This window comes from Pseudomonas sp. 2995-3 (assembly GCF_002742565.1).
Taxonomy (GTDB): Bacteria; Pseudomonadota; Gammaproteobacteria; order Pseudomonadales; family Pseudomonadaceae; genus Aquipseudomonas; species Aquipseudomonas edaphica.
This window is the reverse complement of the sequence record NZ_LJSB01000140.1, coordinates 13,314-29,013: the sequence shown is the minus strand read 5'-3', so window position 1 is coordinate 29,013 and position 15,700 is coordinate 13,314. Positions and strand designations below refer to the sequence as shown.

13 protein-coding genes are annotated in these 15,700 nt (G+C 61.7%); 7 read left to right on the top strand and 6 right to left on the bottom strand.

The window, feature by feature from the left end; all coding sequences use genetic code 11:
• Positions 1-6 precede the first annotated feature (6 nt).
• Positions 7-1,593 (bottom strand): RimK family protein, encoded by a 1,587-nt coding sequence (locus tag AOA62_RS07130; RefSeq protein ID WP_099548251.1) that lies wholly within the window; start codon positions 1,591-1,593, stop codon positions 7-9.
• Between the two features lie 94 nt (positions 1,594-1,687).
• On the opposite strand from AOA62_RS07130, the gene AOA62_RS07125 reads away from it, so the two are divergent.
• On the top strand, positions 1,688-2,788 hold the full coding sequence (locus AOA62_RS07125; protein ID WP_099548250.1) for a GNAT family N-acetyltransferase/peptidase C39 family protein: 1,101 nt from the start codon (positions 1,688-1,690) through the stop codon (positions 2,786-2,788).
• Here AOA62_RS07125 and sfnG read toward each other — a convergent pair.
• Positions 2,772-3,857 carry a dimethylsulfone monooxygenase SfnG gene (gene sfnG / locus AOA62_RS07120; protein ID WP_099548248.1) on the bottom strand — a complete coding sequence of 362 codons (1,086 nt, stop codon included), beginning with the start codon at positions 3,855-3,857 and terminating at the stop codon, positions 2,772-2,774. The genes AOA62_RS07125 and sfnG overlap by 17 nt on opposite strands.
• A 269-nt stretch (positions 3,858-4,126) precedes the next feature.
• Between sfnG and AOA62_RS07115 the strand changes: the two genes are divergently transcribed.
• Positions 4,127-5,365 (top strand): acyl-CoA dehydrogenase family protein, encoded by a 1,239-nt coding sequence (locus tag AOA62_RS07115; protein WP_099548246.1) that lies wholly within the window; start codon positions 4,127-4,129, stop codon positions 5,363-5,365.
• 127 nt (positions 5,366-5,492) lie between these two features.
• On the opposite strand, the gene AOA62_RS07110 is transcribed toward AOA62_RS07115, so the two are convergent.
• Entirely contained in the window at positions 5,493-6,278 is a 786-nt protein-coding gene (locus AOA62_RS07110) for a sulfite exporter TauE/SafE family protein (protein WP_017135039.1), read from the bottom strand.
• Positions 6,279-6,360: 82 nt separating this feature from the next.
• A complete protein-coding gene (locus tag AOA62_RS07105; RefSeq protein WP_099548245.1) occupies positions 6,361-7,140 on the bottom strand; it encodes a class I SAM-dependent methyltransferase in 780 nt (259 codons plus the stop codon).
• A gap of 135 nt (positions 7,141-7,275) precedes the next feature.
• On the opposite strand from AOA62_RS07105, the gene AOA62_RS07100 reads away from it, so the two are divergent.
• From AOA62_RS07100 to AOA62_RS07090, 3 genes are read left to right on the top strand one after another with little or no spacing between them, the layout of a single operon-like run.
• Positions 7,276-7,797 carry a DUF3455 domain-containing protein gene (locus AOA62_RS07100; RefSeq protein WP_099548244.1) on the top strand — a complete coding sequence of 174 codons (522 nt, stop codon included), beginning with the start codon at positions 7,276-7,278 and terminating at the stop codon, positions 7,795-7,797.
• Positions 7,798-7,857: 60 nt separating this feature from the next.
• Positions 7,858-8,385: a sigma-70 family RNA polymerase sigma factor gene (locus AOA62_RS07095; RefSeq protein ID WP_099548242.1), complete on the top strand. Its 528-nt coding sequence runs from the start codon at positions 7,858-7,860 to the stop codon at positions 8,383-8,385.
• A complete protein-coding gene (locus AOA62_RS07090) occupies positions 8,382-9,059 on the top strand; it encodes an anti-sigma factor (RefSeq protein WP_099548241.1) in 678 nt (225 codons plus the stop codon). The genes AOA62_RS07095 and AOA62_RS07090 overlap by 4 nt, the downstream gene beginning before the upstream one ends.
• Here AOA62_RS07090 and AOA62_RS07085 read toward each other — a convergent pair whose 3' ends face one another.
• Entirely contained in the window at positions 9,060-10,361 is a 1,302-nt protein-coding gene (locus tag AOA62_RS07085) for an ATP-binding protein (protein ID WP_099548239.1), read from the bottom strand. It abuts the gene before it with no gap.
• Between the two features lie 3 nt (positions 10,362-10,364).
• Positions 10,365-11,066: a response regulator transcription factor gene (locus tag AOA62_RS07080; protein ID WP_017135033.1), complete on the bottom strand. Its 702-nt coding sequence runs from the start codon at positions 11,064-11,066 to the stop codon at positions 10,365-10,367.
• A 334-nt stretch (positions 11,067-11,400) separates the two neighbouring features.
• Here AOA62_RS07080 and AOA62_RS07075 point away from each other — a divergent pair, with 334 nt between their 5' ends.
• Positions 11,401-12,555: an efflux RND transporter periplasmic adaptor subunit gene (locus AOA62_RS07075; RefSeq protein ID WP_026013522.1), complete on the top strand. Its 1,155-nt coding sequence runs from the start codon at positions 11,401-11,403 to the stop codon at positions 12,553-12,555.
• 6 nt (positions 12,556-12,561) lie between these two features.
• Entirely contained in the window at positions 12,562-15,654 is a 3,093-nt protein-coding gene (locus AOA62_RS07070; RefSeq protein ID WP_099548237.1) for an efflux RND transporter permease subunit, read from the top strand.
• Positions 15,655-15,700: the final 46 nt, after the last annotated feature.

Sequence of the window (15,700 nt, the reverse complement as noted above, 5' to 3'; positions counted from 1 at the left end):
CGCGCGTCACCAGCCCTGGCCCTGGCGTTTCAACTCCAATCTCCGTACAAACTCCTCGAGCACCAGCGCATACAGGTCGTCTTGCAAATAGGCATCTTCGATACCGGCGTCCATATTGGGGTTGTCGTTGACCTCGATCACCACCACTTTGTCGCCGGACTGCTTGAGGTCGACACCGTAGAGGCCGTCGCCGATCAGGTTGGCGGTTTTGACCGCCAGTTCCACCACTGCCTTGGGCGCTTCATGAACCGCCAGGGTGCGGCATTCGCCGTTGATGTCCTGGCCGATAGCCTTGTGGTTATAAATCTGCCAGTGGCCCTTGGACATGAAGTATTGGCAGGCAAAGATCGGCTTGCGGTTGAGCACACCAATGCGCCAGTCGTACTCGGTGTAGAAAAACTCCTGGGCCAGCAACAGCACCGAATGTTCGAACAACTCGGCGGTGGCCTTGAGCAGGGCTTCCTGGCTTTCCACCTTGATTACGCCGCGCGAGAAGCAGCCGTCGGGGATCTTCAACACCAGCGGGAAACCCAGGCGCTCGCCGACCCTTTCGAAATCTTGCGGTCGCTCCTTGTAGAGAATCTCGGTGGCGGGCATGCCCAGTTGATGGCTGTTGAGCAGGTCAGTGAGGTAGACCTTGTTGGTACAGCGCAGGATCGATGCCGGGTCGTCCATGACCACCAAGCCTTCGCTTTCGGCTTTTTTGGCAAAGCGATAGGTGTGGTTGTCGACACTGGTGGTCTCGCGGATCAGCAAGGCGTCGTACTCGGCCAGCCGTGAGTAATCCTTACGCTCGATCAGTTCCACATCGATGCCCAGCCCTTTGCCGACCCGCACGAAGTTTTCCAGGGCGCGAGCATTGGACGGCGGCAGTTGCTCCTGCGGGTCATGAAGAATCGCCAGGTCATACCGCGCCAAGCGGCGTGAGCGCGGCTGGCGCCAGATCTTGCGGCTGAAGTTGTCGAGGGCGTGGGCGAACTGGTCTTCCTGGTCATCGCGCAACTTGTGCAAGACCCCGGACTTGACCCCGTCGATGTGCCAGCCATTGTGTTTGCGAAACTCAACTAACAAGATCGGGCACGGGAAGGTTTCAAATAACTGGCGGGCCAATTCTTGCAGCGGCTCTATATTGGTTCGACCAAAATAAAGTGTCAGGGTAAAGCCTTCGGTATTGCTGTAAAGGTGATGACTCAAGGCTTTATCGAGGGTTTTATCCAGGTCATCCAGTGACAAGCCATACAGCGACTTTTTAGTCAGTTCACTGATGGTGCGTACCGACGGAATCACCTTGTGCCCGCGCGCTTCGGCCAACAACGAGCAGTAGTAGCCGTGGCCCAGGTACTTGTAACTGCGGCACAGATTGATCACCTGCACACGCTTGCCCGTCTCGCTTTCACGGGTTTGTTCAAGGTATTCCTGGGCGGTCACGATGTCTTCGCTGGGGAAGTAAGAGGCCCAATCTTCCTTGCGTTCGACAATGATCACCACTTGGCTGGAACCTTTGCTCGCGACCGATAAATAACCGCTGGAAGTTATTGTCGCCGCGACGTTTTGCTCGGATACTTCACGCCAATGACCTTGTACCGCTGACATAATATTTGATCCGCTTTAGAGAACTCGACCTTTTCTATTAAGCACGATCTTTTAGAGAAGTCCCGTTTCGTTACGCAACTTTTACGGCGGTTATATGGCTCTTTCCTTTCGCGTTGCAACCCCTGCTGATGTGCCTGAACTGGTCGCACTGGAACAGCACTGTTTCACCACCGACCGGCTCTCGTTGCGCAGTTTCCAGTGGATGATCAGCCGTGCCCATGGCCAGTTGCTGGTGGCGGAAAATGATGCGCAGTTGCAAGGTTATGCACTGGTGCTGTTCCATCGCGGCACTTCATTGGCGCGCCTGTACTCCATCGCCATCGCCGAGCATGCGCGCGGCATGGGCTTGGGCAAGCAATTGCTGACGCGCATCGAGGCCTGCGCCCTGGAACATGATTGCGCCTATCTGCGCCTGGAAGTACGCACCGACAACCCCGGCGCCCTGGCGCTGTACGAGCGCAACGGCTATCGCCGCTTTGCGCTGATAAATGACTATTACGAAGATCACACCGCCGCTATTCGACTGGAAAAACGCATCCTCCAGCACCAGGTCGCACGCCCCCAGAGCGTGCCGTATTACCAACAGACCACCGACTTCACCTGTGGCGCCGCATGCCTGCTGATGGCCATGGGCGCGTTGCTGCCAGGTCGCGTGGCCGGGCGGCGCGAAGAGCTGCAGATCTGGCGCGAAGCCACCACCGTGTTCATGACCGCAGGCCATGGCGGCTGCAGCCCGCAAGGCTTGGCGTTGGCGGCCTGGCGCCGGGGTTTTCGGGTGCGTATGCAGGTGAATGTGCGCGGGCCGTTGTTTCTGGATGGCGTGCGCGACCAGCACAAAAAGGACGTGATGCGCTTAGTGCATGAGGCGTTTGAAGAGGAATTGGTCGGCAGCGACGTCGAACAGGTATTCGGCGGCGCCCTGGATTTACCGCAGGTATTGCAGGCCGGCGGGCAGCCGCTGGTACTGATCAGCAGCTACCGCCTCACCCGTTCCAAGTCGCCACATTGGGTGATGGTCACCGACTGCGATGAAGAGTTCGTCTACCTGCACGACCCCGACGTGGACCACAGCCAGCATCGCCAATCCCTGGACTGCCAGCATCTGCCGGTCAGCCATGGGGAGTTCGAGCGCATGTGCCGTTTTGGCAATAACAAATTGCGCGCGGCCGTCGTGTTGTTTAAGCCACCTGCTTGACGCCGGCCTTGGCTTCCAGCTCGCGCACCAGCGGCAGGACGCGCTGGCCGAAGTATTCGACCTCTTCCTGAAAATGCAGGAAGCCAGCCAGTATCAGGTCCACGCCCACAGCCTTGAGCGCGACTATGCGCTCGGCGATCTGCTGCGGCGTGCCAATCAGGTTGGTCTTGAAGCCGTCGTTGTATTGCACCAGGTCCTCAAAGCTGGACTTGGCCCAGTTGCCCTCGCCTTCCGGTGAGGCCTTGCCCGCCTGTTTGGCCGCATCGCCAAACGCATTCACCGCTTCGGGGTCGGCCTTGTCGATGATTTCGGCGAGCACGGCGCGGGCTTCTTCTTCGGTGTCGCGGGCGATCACAAACGCGTTTACACCGACTTTCACCGAGTGGTGATTGGCCGCGGCCTTGATGCGGAGATCGTCAACCTGGGCCTTGATACCTTCGGGCGTGTTGCCGTTGGTGAAGTACCAGTCCGACACGCGTGCCGCCATGTCCCGCGCCGCCCGTGAGCTGCCGCCCTGGAACACCTCCGGCTGGCCGAGTGGCTTGGGTTTGAGGCTGTAATTGTTGAAGCGGTAGAAGTCACCCTTGAAAGTGAAATCGTCCTGGCTCCAGATGCCTTTGAGGGCACGGATAAACTCCTCGGAACGGCGATAACGTTCGTCATGTTCCAGCCAGGGTTCGCCAATGGCCTGGAATTCGCCCTTGAACCAACCGCTGACGATATTCACCGCGATGCGCCCATTGGTGAGCTGGTCGATGGTCGCCAGCTGCTTGGCCGCCAGCGCCGGCTGCCAAGGGCCAGGCAGGATCGCGGCGATCACCTTGAGCCTAGTGGTCGCCGCCAGCAACGCATGGCTGAACGCTACAGACTCATGCTGATTGTCGGCACCGTAGCCGGCGGTGAAGCGAATTTGCGTCAGGCCATATTCGAAGCCGGCCGCCTCGGCCAACTGCGCGAGCTTGCGGTTGTAGTCGATGCCCCAGTGCGTGCGCTGTTCGATCTTGCTGACCACCAGCCCACCGCTGACGTTGGGCACCCAATAGGCAAATTTCACGGCTTGCTGACTCATCTGGCAGTACCTCGCACGAAAGAAGGATGTAACCAGGCTTGAGCAGCAAGCGTGCCAGACATCATCAAAGCGCCACCCCACGGGCGTTGCGGCGTATATCGCTGTGGTTTTTGCCAAGCCGGCGAATGTCGCGGATGGCCTTGTTTTGTCGATTTACTGTTGCTGGGGCAACAGCAGTTTGGATCCATCCCCAGTAAATACGGGCTGCGCCGCCCGGCACGGACTGTGCAATCAGCTCACCATTGATCACTGCCCAGGAGCCGTATCCCATGACCGAGCAACATGTCATCAACCCGCTGTCCATCGGCGTCGATTACCCCACACTTGCCGCGCGCTTTCGGCCGATCTTCCAGCGCATCGCCGAAGGTGCCGTGGCACGTGAACAAGCGCGCGCCCTGCCCTATGAGCCGATTGAGTGGCTCAAACACGCAGGGTTCGGCGCGGTGCGGGTGCCGGTGGAATACGGCGGTGGCGGCGCGTCCCTGCCGCAATTGTTTGAGCTGCTGATCGAACTGGCGGCGGCCGACTCCAATGTGCCCCAGGCGCTGCGCGGGCACTTCGCCTTTGCCGAAGACCGCCTGAACGCGCCACCCAGCGCGGGTCGCGACCTGTGGTTCAAGCGGTTTGTCGACGGCGATATCGTCGGTTGCGCCTGGACCGAAATCGGCACTGTGGCCATCGGCGATGTGGTCACTCAGGTCAGCCCGGATGGCGATCACTGGAAGCTCAACGGCGAAAAGTTCTACAGCACCGGGAGCATTTTCTCCGACTGGATCGACGTGTACGCCCAGCGCAGCGACACCGGCGCCGACGTGATCGCCGCCACCCGCACGCACCAGCCCGGCGTGGTGCAACGTGATGACTGGGACGGGTTCGGCCAACGCACCACGGGCAGCGGCACTACACGGTTTACCGATGCGGTGGTTGAGGCCGACAACGTGATCGACTTCGCCACCCGCTTCAAATACCAGACCGCGTTTTACCAGTTGGTGCTGCTGGCGAGCCTGGCCGGTATTGGCCGTGCGGCGCTCAACGACGTGGCGCAGCAGGTGCGCAGCCGCAAACGCATCTACAGCCATGGCAATGCCGAACATGTCAGCCAGGACCCGCAGGTTCAGCAAGTGGTGGGCGAAGTGGCCGCGCTGGTGTATGCCGCCGAGGCCAGTGCGTTGAAAGCTGCGGTGCCGGCGCAACGGGCTTACTTGGCAAGATTTGCCGGGGATGAGGTGGCTGAGCGTGAGGCAAACGTGGCTGCCGAGATTGAATCGGCGACAGCGCAGGTGGTGGTGTCGGAGTTGATTCAGCGGGCTACCAGTGAGCTGTTCAATGCACTGGGGGCGTCGGATGTGCGCCAGGGTAAAGCGCTGGATCGCCATTGGCGCAATGCGCGGACCGTGTCGTCGCATAACCCGGTGATCTACAAGGCGCGGATCGTGGGGGATTGGGTGATCAATGGAACCGAGCCGCCGTTTGTGTGGCAGATCGGGAATGGGCCTGGCAAAGCGTAATTGATCGTTCCCACGCTCTGCGTGGGCATGCATCCTGTGACGCTCCGCGTCACGGCTTCAAGAGCGGGACGCAGAGCGTCCGGGGTGGCATTCCCACGCAGAGCGTGGGAACGATCCTGTGTACCACTCAGAACGCGAGCTTATACCCGATGGTCATCAACATAATCGCCAGACACGGTCGCAACACGCCGTCCGGGACTTTGCCGGTCATGTGGCTGCCCAGGTAAATCCCCGGCAACGACCCCATCAGCAAAAAGCCCAGCAAGTGCCAGTCCATATTGCCCATGCTGGCATGCCCCAGGCCCGCCACCAGGGTCAGCGGCACGGCGTGGGCGATCTCGGTGCCGACCAGACGCCGCGTGGCCAGGAACGGATACAAGATAAACAACGCCACAGTCCCGAGGGCACCCGCGCCGATAGAGGTCAACGCAACCATGGTGCCCAGGATCGCGCCGGTGACGACTGTGAGTGCGTTGAGGTTGCGCGGGCTCATGTGGTAATCATCGCCCGCATGCCGCTGGGCGAACGCCAACAGGCTTTTCTTGAACAGGATCGCCAGCGCCGTCAGCAGCAGCACAAAGCCCAGCGCCTGCTTGATCACCGCATTCATCGCGCTGGGATCAGTGTGCAGGCTGGCCAGGAACCACAGCGTCAAAAGCACCGCCGGCACGCTGCCCAAGGTCAGCCAGCCAGTGATGGTCCAGTCGATATTGCGGTTTTTGCTGTGTACCAGCACCCCACCGGACTTGGTGATGGCGGCGTATAACAAGTCAGTGCCCACGGCGGTGGCCGGGTTGATGCCGAACCACAACAGGATCGGCGTCATCAGGGACCCGCCGCCGACACCGGTCATGCCGACGATAAAACCAACGATCAGGCCAGCGACTACAAAACCAAAATTGCCCACATCCATTACAACTACCCGCGGCCTTATAAAATTCTGGCCGCAGGATAGCGATTTTTCTTATAACGACTTATATCAATATGATCTGACTTTATGCTTTTTCTGTCAGACGATGGCAGACATAGGCCTGGGTCTGATACGGAAACGCCACAGTGTCACGCCCGCGCAGCGCCGGGTGAGTGTTGATCAGCCCGCGTAATTGCTCGGTCACCGTGGCCTTTTGCGCGGCCGGTAGCGCCGCGATAAAGCTCACAGACAGAAAGCGATCCATGATCACTTCTTGGGGGCTGCCCACATGCTGATAGGCAAAACAGCTCATTTGCGGCGCGGAAAAATACCCACCGGTGAAGGCTTCGCGCCAATGCCCTGTGTGAAAACGCGGCGTGTCGCCTTCATAGGGCGTAATGATTTCGGTGATGGCCGCAACCCAGTCCACCGACTCATCGCGCACATTCCACACCAGCCCCAGGCGCCCGTCAGGCCTGAGCACGCGGTGGATCTCTGCCAGTGCGGCCTCGGTTGCGAACCAGTGGAAGGCTTGCGCGCACACCAGCGCATCGGCGCTGGCCTCCGGCAAAGGGATAGCGTCAGCGGTGCCGCTGAGCAGGCGTACATCCGGCAACAGTTTGCTCAGTTGCACGCCCATGGCCTCGACCGGCTCGACGGCAATCAGGCTGGGCGCCAGGGTGCTGAGCAAACGGGTGAACTTGCCGGTGCCGGCCCCCAGGTCGATCACGGTCGACTGTGCGTTGATACCCAGTGTATCGGTCAGCCAGCCGGTGAGTTGGCGTGGGTAGTCCGGTCGACCTTGGGCGTAGGTGGCGGCCTGGGTCGAGAAACCTTGTTGAGCAGACGTGTGAACACCAGTCATTGCGAGTTTCTCCTCGGGGGCGGGCGCACAGTGTGCGCCCTCTGAGGTTTATTTTCTAACCCGTGCATCCAATCGTGCGCCTCGCGTGTAGTCCTTGCAGTCACCCCGCTGTTTTACTCAAATGGAGCACTACCCATGAACGCTAAAACACTGTTCTGCCTCGCGGCTGCACTCACCGTCGCGCCTGCGGCTTTCGCCCAGACCGGCTTGCCGGACAGCATCAAGGTGCCGGACGGGCACAAGATTGCGATGGAAACCACCGGGGTCGGCGAAATCACCTACGAATGCCGCGACAAAGCCAACGCCGTCGGCCAGACCGAATGGTTCTTTGTCGGCCCCAAAGCCGTGTTGAATGATCGCAGCGGCAAGCCGGTGGGCAACTACTTCGGCCCGCCCGCCACCTGGCAAGCCCAGGATGGCTCGAAAATCACCGGCACCCAACTGGCGGTAGCGCCTTCGAGTGCAGGCAACCTGCCCTATCAACTGGTCAAGGCCAACCCGGCCGAAGGTAAAGGTGCCATGAGTGGCGTCAGTTACATCCAGCGTGTCGCCCTTAAAGGCGGCGTGGCGCCGAGCAGCGAATGCACGGTGGCGAACAAAGGCCAGCAGGCCGTGGTGAAGTACCAGGCCGACTACATTTTCTGGGCAGCCAACTGAGTAAACTCGGCTACGCTGCCTGTGGCGAGCGCGCTCGCCACAGGACTCAGCCCTTTAAGGATGCCGTGTTTGTTTGATTACGAAACCTGCCTGGCGGCGTGTGCCCGTGGCGACCAACGCGCCTTGCGCCAACTCTATGCCGAGGACAGCAGCCGCTTGCTCGGCGTGGCGTTGCGCATTGTGCGTGACAAAGCCCTGGCCGAAGATGTCGTGCATGACGCGTTTATCAAGGTCTGGCGCGGCGCCGGCAGTTTCGACCCAAGCCGTGGTTCAGCGCGGGGCTGGGTGTTCAGCATCACCCGGCACCTGGCGCTCAATGCCGTGCGCAATCACTCCCGGGAGGTGGCATTGAGCGACGAACACGAGCAGCTCGCCGCCCCCAATGACAGCTTCGAATTCAGCGCCCGAGAAGGTCAGGTGTACCGCTGCCTGGAACAACTCGACCCGACCCGTCGCTCGTGCATCCTTCACGCCTATGTCGACGGTTATTCCCACAGCGAAATCGCCCGGAAACTGGACACGCCCCTGGGCACTGTCAAAGCCTGGATCAAACGGAGCCTCGTCGCGCTGCGCGAGTGCATGGCATGAGCAACCCACTGGATGAACTCGCCAGCGAATACGTGCTGGGCACCCTGCCCGCCGAGCAACGCGCCGAGGTCGAGCAACGCCTGAAGCATGACATCGAGCTGCGTGCGGCGGTGGATGCCTGGGAGCAGCGCCTGCTGCCACTGACCGCCTTGGCCGAACCCGTGCCGCCGTCCGCGCAACTGTGGCGGCGCATCGAGCGCAGCACGGCAAACAACCAGGACGCCGGTGTGCCTTGGTGGAACCTGCTGGCACTCTGGCGTGGGTTGGCCGGCGCAGGCCTGGTGACCACACTGGTGTTGGCGGCCCTGCTGTTGACCCGCCCGCCCGTAGCCGACCCGACGTTTGTGGTGGTGTTGGTTGCGCCACAGAACCAGGCACCCGGCTGGGTGATCCAGGCCAGCCATGACCAGCAGATCCAACTGATTCCGTTGGGGATGATGGAGGTTCCGAGCGACAAAGCCCTGCAATTCTGGACCAAGGGCGATGGCTGGCAGGCTCCGGTGTCATTGGGGCTGGTCAAGCCTGGGCAAACGCTCTCGGTGCCGCTGGACAAGCTGCCGCCGCTCACGCCCAACCAGCTGTTCGAGCTGACCCTGGAAGACCCTCGCGGCTCACCGACCGGCAAGCCGACCGGGCCGATCCAGGCCATCGGCCGCGCGGTCAAAGTGCTCTGATCAACCTGCGCTGGGCAACCACACCCTGAACCGTGCCCCGCCCAGGGGCGACGCCAGGGCCGTCAATGTGCCGCCCTGGGCTTCCATGGCGCGCCGGCTGATCGCCAGGCCAAGGCCAAAGCCGCCAGTGGCGCGGTCGCGGCTGCGGTCCAGGCGATAGAAGGGTTCGAAGATACGCTCGCGCTGTTCCACGGGAATGCCGATGCCGTCATCGTCCACCCATATTTCACAGCCATCGGCACACACCTTGACCCCAACCTGAATGCGCTTGTCGCAATAGCGCGTGGCATTGCGCAACAGGTTCTGCAATGCCCGGGCCGTGAGGCGCGGGTCGAGGCTGAAACGCTCCACCGCGCAGTCAAGCGCCACGTCGATGACGATCTCGGGGTTTTCCAGTTCGTCATCGACGCTGCCCAGCACGCTGTCGATAAACTCGTCGAGCACCACGTCCACCCGCTCCGGCAACTGCGCCGGGTTTTGCAGGCGGCTGTAGGAAAGCAATTCCAGCACCAGCTCGTCCAGCTCGCGTATATGCGCCACCAGGCTTTGCAGGCGCTCGCGGCTGGCCTGGGGCAAGTCTTCGGACAGCGCCAGGGCCAGGCCGAAGTCCAGGCGCGTCAGCGGCGTGCGCAGTTCATGGGACACCGCGTTGAGCAAGTCTCGCTGCTGGTTGAGCAGGCCTTCGATGTCGTCGGCCATGGTGTCGAACACCGACGCCAGGCTGCCGATGTTGGAGCTGGCGGGAATCTGTGTGCGCTCACTGAGGTTGCCCCGGCCCAATTGCGCGGCGGTGCTTTTCAGGCGCTCCAGGTCACGCCAGTGCGGGCGCAGCCAGAACAGCAGGCAGGCGAGCAAGGCCGCGCCAATCAGCACGTTCATCGACCAGTACAGCAGGTTCATGTCCAGCGGGTCCGGGGGGATGCTCAGTTTCACCGCAAACTGCTGGTTGATCGGCGAACTGATGTCTTCCATCCAGCCCCACTCGCCCAGGCGGATCACCGGCTTGCCGTGCTCCAGCAGTTGCTCCTCCTCGGGGGTATAGCTGGCGTCCTGGCGCAGCAGCAACTTGACTTGCAGCGGCGCGAAATCCCGGTTCAGTTGCTCGGTCACGTGCGACCAATGCTCCACCGGCGCACGCAGATACTGCTTGACGATAAGCTTTTGCAGGCCACGGGTCTGCTCGATGTTGTAGTCCATGTAGCGGTGTTCAAACAGCTGGATCACCAACTTGGGAATCAGGAATATCGCGGCACTGAAGGTAATGATGGTGACCAGGTAGAGGCGCAGCAGTACACGAAACATGGATCAGCATTCCCACTCGGAACGGCTGAACAGGTAGCCCTTGCCCCATACGGTCTTGATCTTGCGCGCCTCCCCGGCGTGGTCGTCAAACTTGCGGCGCAGCTTGGAGATGGCCACGTCCACCGAACGGTCGGTGCCGTTGAACTCGATACCGCGCAAACGTTGCAGGATCTGGTCGCGGCTGAGCACTTCACCGGCGTGCCGGGCCAGCACCACCAGCAGGTTGTACTCGCCGCTGGACAGCTCCACCGCCTGTTCACGCCAGGTCACGGTGCGTTCCGACAGGTCGATGCACAGGTTGCCCATGACGATCTGGTCGTTGGCCACCTGTGGCTCGGACAAACTGCTGCGGCGCAGCAAGGTGCGTACACGGGCGAGCAGCACACGTGGCTCGCAAGGCTTGGTGACATAATCGTCGGCGCCCATCTCCAGGCCCAGCACCTGATCGTGGCTGTCATCGCGGGCGGTGAGCATCAGAATCGGCAGGCCCGCCGAGTCGGCACGCAGCAGGCGGCACACCTGCAAGCCGTCGAGACCGGGCAGCATCAGGTCGAGGATCACCAGGTCCGGCGGGTTCAGGCGCGCCCGTTCACGCACATGGTCGCCGCGGCTGAGCACATTGACGTGGTAGCCATTGCGTTCCAGGTAGCTGGCAATCAGCTCGGAGAGTGCGGCGTCGTCTTCCACCAGGAGGATGTTGGGCATGGTGTTTCCAAATAATACTGTTTGTCGGCGGTACGCAGACCCTTGTGGGAGCGGGCCTGTGTGGGAGCTGGCTTGTGTGGGAGCTGGCTTGCCTGCGATAGCATCGCCTCGTTCTCTATGAAAGACCGAGGTGCCTGCATCGCGGGCAAGCCCGGCTCCCACACAGGCCCGGTTTTCACATTTGATCTTTGCTGTTTGCAGGATTGTGCAAGGATATACGCCCTCAAGCGACTATGGGCCGCACCTTACACTTCTTCACACACGGCCTACACAGCTTCACAGCACCACGGCGCAGGTGTCTTTAGGATGCGCCAGTCAATATTGGGATATGAGCATGTCGAAGAATCTGTTTGCGCCATTTTGCCTGCTGGCCCTGACGCTGGCCCTGAGTGGCTGTGGCCAGTCGGCCGATGAAGCGCCAGAGGCGCCACTGGCCAAAGTGCGCATCGAAACCCTGCAGGCCAAACCTCTCTCGATCACCAGCGAATTGAGCGGGCGTATCGCCGCGCCGCGCATTGCCGAAGTGCGCGCACGGGTCGCCGGCGTGGTCATGCAGCGGGTGTTCAAGGAAGGCCACGACGTAAAACAGGGTGACGTGCTGTTTCGCATCGACCCCGCGCCGTTCAAGGCCGACCTGGACAGCGCCCAGGCCAACCTGAGCAAGGCCGAAGCCAACGCATTCCAGGCGCGCCTGCAGGAGCAGCGCTACAGCCAGTTGGTCGAAGGCAACGCCATCAGCGGCCAGGACTACGACAACGCCCGCGCCGCCGTGCGCCAGACCAACGCCGAAGTCGCCGCCAACAAGGCCGCGGTCGAGCGCGCCCGGTTGAACCTGGGCTACGCCACCGTCACCGCACCGATTTCCGGGCGCATCGGCCGTGCGTTGGTGACCGAAGGTGCGCTGGTCGGCCAGAACGAGGCCACGCCGCTGGCGATTATCCAGCAACTGGACCCGATCCACGCCGACCTCACCCAGTCGACCCGCGAACTCAATGACCTGCGCCGCGCCTTCCGCGCCGGCAGCTTGAAGCAGGTCGGCCAGGACCAGGCCAAGGCCACGCTGATCCAGGACGACGGCAGCCTGTACCCGTTGCCGGGCAAGCTGCTGTTTGCGGAAATCAGCGTCGACCCGGGCACCGGGCAGATCATCCTGCGCAGCGAGTTCCCCAACCCGGACCTCGACCTGTTGCCGGGCAGCTTTGTGCGTGTGCGCCTCGAACAGGCCGTGGACAAGCAAGGTATCAGCGTGCCGCAACGTGCCATCACCCGTGACAGCGCCGGCATCCCGATGGTGCTGCTGTTGGACGCCGAGCAGACCGTCAGCCAGCAGCCGGTGGAACTGGGCGCGGTGATTGAAGACCGCTGGATCGTCAGCAGCGGCCTCAAGCCCGGTGACCGCATCGTCGTCGAAGGCCTGCAACACGCGCGCCCCGGTGAAAAAGTCGAGGTGGACGACAGCCCCGCCTCCGGCCAGCCAGTCAAGGAATAACCCGCCATGCCGCAGTTCTTTATTGACCGCCCGATTTTCGCCTGGGTGGTGGCCCTGTTTATCCTGCTGGCCGGCGCGCTCGCCATCCCGCAGTTGCCGGTGGCCCAGTACCCCAACGTTGCGCCGCCGAAAGTGGAGATCTACGCGGTGTACCCCGGCGCCTCGGCCCAGACCCTGGATGAAAGCGTGGTCAGCCTGATCGAGCAGGAGCTTAACGGCGCCGATCACCTGCTGTACTTCGAATCCCAAAGCAGCCTCGGTTCGGCCACTATCACCGCGACCTTCCAGCCGGGCACCAACCCGGAAATGGCCCAGGTGGACGTGCAAAACCGTCTTAAAGCGGTAGAACCGCGCTTGCCGCAAGCCGTGACCCAGCAAGGTTTGCAAGTGGAGAAAGTCTCCGCCGGCTTCCTGCTGCTGGTGACCCTGACCTCCAACGACGGCAAGCTCGACGACGTAGCGCTCAGCGATTACCTGGCGCGCAACGTGATGAACGAACTCAAGCGCCTGGACGGCGTGGGCAAGGCCCAGCTGTATGGAGCCGAACGGGCCATGCGCATCTGGATCGACCCGCAGAAGCTGATCGGCTTCAACCTGACGCCGGCTGACGTGAACGCCGCGATCAGCGCGCAAAACGCTCAGGTCTCGGCGGGCAGCATTGGCGATTTGCCGGGCACCAAGACCCAGGAAATCACCGCCGCAATCCTGGTCAAGGGCCAACTGTCGACCCCGGCGGAATTTGCCGACATCGTGCTCAAGGCCAACCCCGACGGTTCCACCGTGCGCATCGGCGATGTGGCGCGGGTGGAAGTCGGCAGCCAGGAATACCAGTTTTCCACGCGCCTGAATGGCAAGCCGTCGACTGCCGTCAGTGTGCAACTGTCGCCCGGCGCCAACGCGCTGAACACCGCAACCCTGGTGCGGGCAAAGATGGACGAGCTGTCGCGCTATTTCCCGGCCAACGTGGAGTACAAGATCCCTTACGACACGTCGCCGTTCGTCAAAGTCTCGATAACCAAGGTGGTCTACACCTTGCTGGAGGCGATGGCACTGGTGTTTGCGGTGATGTTCCTGTTCCTGCAGAACGTGCGCTACACCTTGATCCCCACACTGGTGGTGCCGATTGCACTGATGGGCACCTTCGCCACCATGCTGTTGCTGGGTTTTTCGATCAACGTGCTGACCATGTTCGGCATGGTGCTGGCGATCGGCATCCTGGTGGACGATGCGATTGTGGTGGTCGAAAACGTCGAGCGCATCATGGCCACCGAAGGCCTGTCGCCCAAGGACGCAACGAAAAAAGCCATGGGCCAGATCACCGGCGCCATCGTCGGGATTACGTTGGTGCTGGTGGCGGGGTTCCTGCCGATGGCGTTCATGCCGGGTTCGGTGGGTGTGATCTACCAACAGTTCTCACTGTCGATGGCCACCTCGATCCTGTTCTCGGCGTTCCTGGCCCTGACATTGACGCCGGCGCTGTGCGCCACCTTGCTCAAACCGATTGCCAAGGGCGAGCACCACGCCAAGGGCGGTTTCTTCGGCTGGTTCAACACGCGTTTTGAGCGCCTCACCGACCGCTATGAAGGCTGGGTGGCCTATGCCCTCAAGCGCAGCGGCCGCTACCTGTTGATCTATCTGGTGCTGCTGGTGGGCCTGGGGTGGATGTTCAGTCGCCTGCCCTCCTCATTCCTGCCGGTGGAAGACCAGGGTTACACCATCACCGATATCCAGCTACCGCCGGGCGCGAGCAAGAACCGCACGGTGCAGGTGGCCGAGCAGATCGAAGCGCACAACGCCGGCGAGCCTGGAGTGGGCGATACCACCATGATCATGGGCTTCAGTTTCTCCGGTTCCGGGCAGAACGCGGCGCTGGCGTTTACCACGCTCAAGGATTGGTCGCAGCGCAGCAGCGAAGATTCGGCCTCGGCAATTGCCGAGCGTGCCAACGAAGCGTTCAGCGAGCTTAAGGATGCGATTGCCTACGCGATCCTGCCGCCACCGGTGGACGGCCTGGGCACTTCCAGCGGCTTCGAGTTCCGCTTGCAGGACCGTGGCGGTGTCGGCCATGCCGCGTTGATGCAAGCACGTACCGAGTTGCTGGCGGCCGCCGAAAAAAGCCCAATCCTGGCCAACGTGCGCGAAAGTGCCTTGGCCGAAGCACCGCAAGTGCAGTTGCAAGTGGACCGCAAGCAAGCCAATGCCTTGGGCGTGTCGTTTGCCGATGTGGGTAATGTGCTGTCCTCGGCCATCGGCTCGGCCTATGTCAACGACTTCCCCAACCAGGGCCGCATGCAACGGGTGGTGGTGCAGGCCGAAGGCGACCAACGCAGCCAGGTGGCGGACTTGATGAAAATCAACGTGCGCAATAACGCCGGCAAGATGGTGCCCCTGTCATCCTTTGTTGAAGCCAGCTGGACCCAAGGCCCGGCGCAGCTGACGCGCTACAACGGCTACCCGGCCATCGCCATCAGCGGCGAAGCGGCGCCGGGGCACAGCACCGGTGAGGCCATGGAAGAAATCCAGCGTCTGGTCAGCCAACTGCCGGCGGGCCTGGGCCAGGAATGGACCGGGTTGTCGTTGCAGGAACGTTTGTCCGGCTCCCAGGCGCCGTTGTTGTTGGGCCTGTCGCTGCTGATCGTGTTCCTGTGCCTGGCGGCGCTGTATGAAAGCTGGTCGATACCCACCTCGGTGTTGCTGGTGGTGCCGCTGGGTGTGCTCGGCGCCGTATTGGCGGTGGGCTTGCGTGGCATGCCCAATGACGTGTTCTTCAAGGTCGGTTTGATCACCATCATCGGTTTGTCGGCAAAGAACGCGATTCTGATTATCGAGTTTGCCAAGGACCTGGTTGACCAAGGTGAGGATCTGATCGACGCCACCCTGAAAGCCGCGCGGCTCAGGTTACGGCCGATCATCATGACCTCGCTGGCGTTTATCCTTGGCGTGGTGCCCTTGGCGATTGCCACCGGCGCCAGCTCGGCCAGCCAGCAGGCGATTGGTACAGGCGTGATCGGCGGGATGATCACCGCGACGCTGGCGGTGGTGTTTGTGCCGGTGTTCTTTGTGGTGGTGATGAAGCTGGTGCGCAGACGCAGCGACTAGCATTAAGCGGCAAGTGGCAAGCTTCAAGCGGCAAGTAAGAGCTGGC

Coding starts and splice junctions, on each gene's coding strand:
- AOA62_RS07095 (WP_099548242.1), top strand. CDS start 7,858: ATGCCGTGTTTGTTTGATTACGAAACCTGCCTGGCGGCGTGTGCCCGT.
- sfnG (WP_099548248.1), bottom strand. CDS start 3,857: ATGAGTCAGCAAGCCGTGAAATTTGCCTATTGGGTGCCCAACGTCAGC.
- AOA62_RS07115 (WP_099548246.1), top strand. CDS start 4,127: ATGACCGAGCAACATGTCATCAACCCGCTGTCCATCGGCGTCGATTAC.
- AOA62_RS07125 (WP_099548250.1), top strand. CDS start 1,688: ATGGCTCTTTCCTTTCGCGTTGCAACCCCTGCTGATGTGCCTGAACTG.
- AOA62_RS07090 (WP_099548241.1), top strand. CDS start 8,382: ATGAGCAACCCACTGGATGAACTCGCCAGCGAATACGTGCTGGGCACC.
- AOA62_RS07085 (WP_099548239.1), bottom strand. CDS start 10,361: ATGTTTCGTGTACTGCTGCGCCTCTACCTGGTCACCATCATTACCTTC.
- AOA62_RS07110 (WP_017135039.1), bottom strand. CDS start 6,278: ATGGATGTGGGCAATTTTGGTTTTGTAGTCGCTGGCCTGATCGTTGGT.
- AOA62_RS07130 (WP_099548251.1), bottom strand. CDS start 1,593: ATGTCAGCGGTACAAGGTCATTGGCGTGAAGTATCCGAGCAAAACGTC.
- AOA62_RS07070 (WP_099548237.1), top strand. CDS start 12,562: ATGCCGCAGTTCTTTATTGACCGCCCGATTTTCGCCTGGGTGGTGGCC.
- AOA62_RS07105 (WP_099548245.1), bottom strand. CDS start 7,140: ATGACTGGTGTTCACACGTCTGCTCAACAAGGTTTCTCGACCCAGGCC.
- AOA62_RS07075 (WP_026013522.1), top strand. CDS start 11,401: ATGTCGAAGAATCTGTTTGCGCCATTTTGCCTGCTGGCCCTGACGCTG.
- AOA62_RS07100 (WP_099548244.1), top strand. CDS start 7,276: ATGAACGCTAAAACACTGTTCTGCCTCGCGGCTGCACTCACCGTCGCG.
- AOA62_RS07080 (WP_017135033.1), bottom strand. CDS start 11,066: ATGCCCAACATCCTCCTGGTGGAAGACGACGCCGCACTCTCCGAGCTG.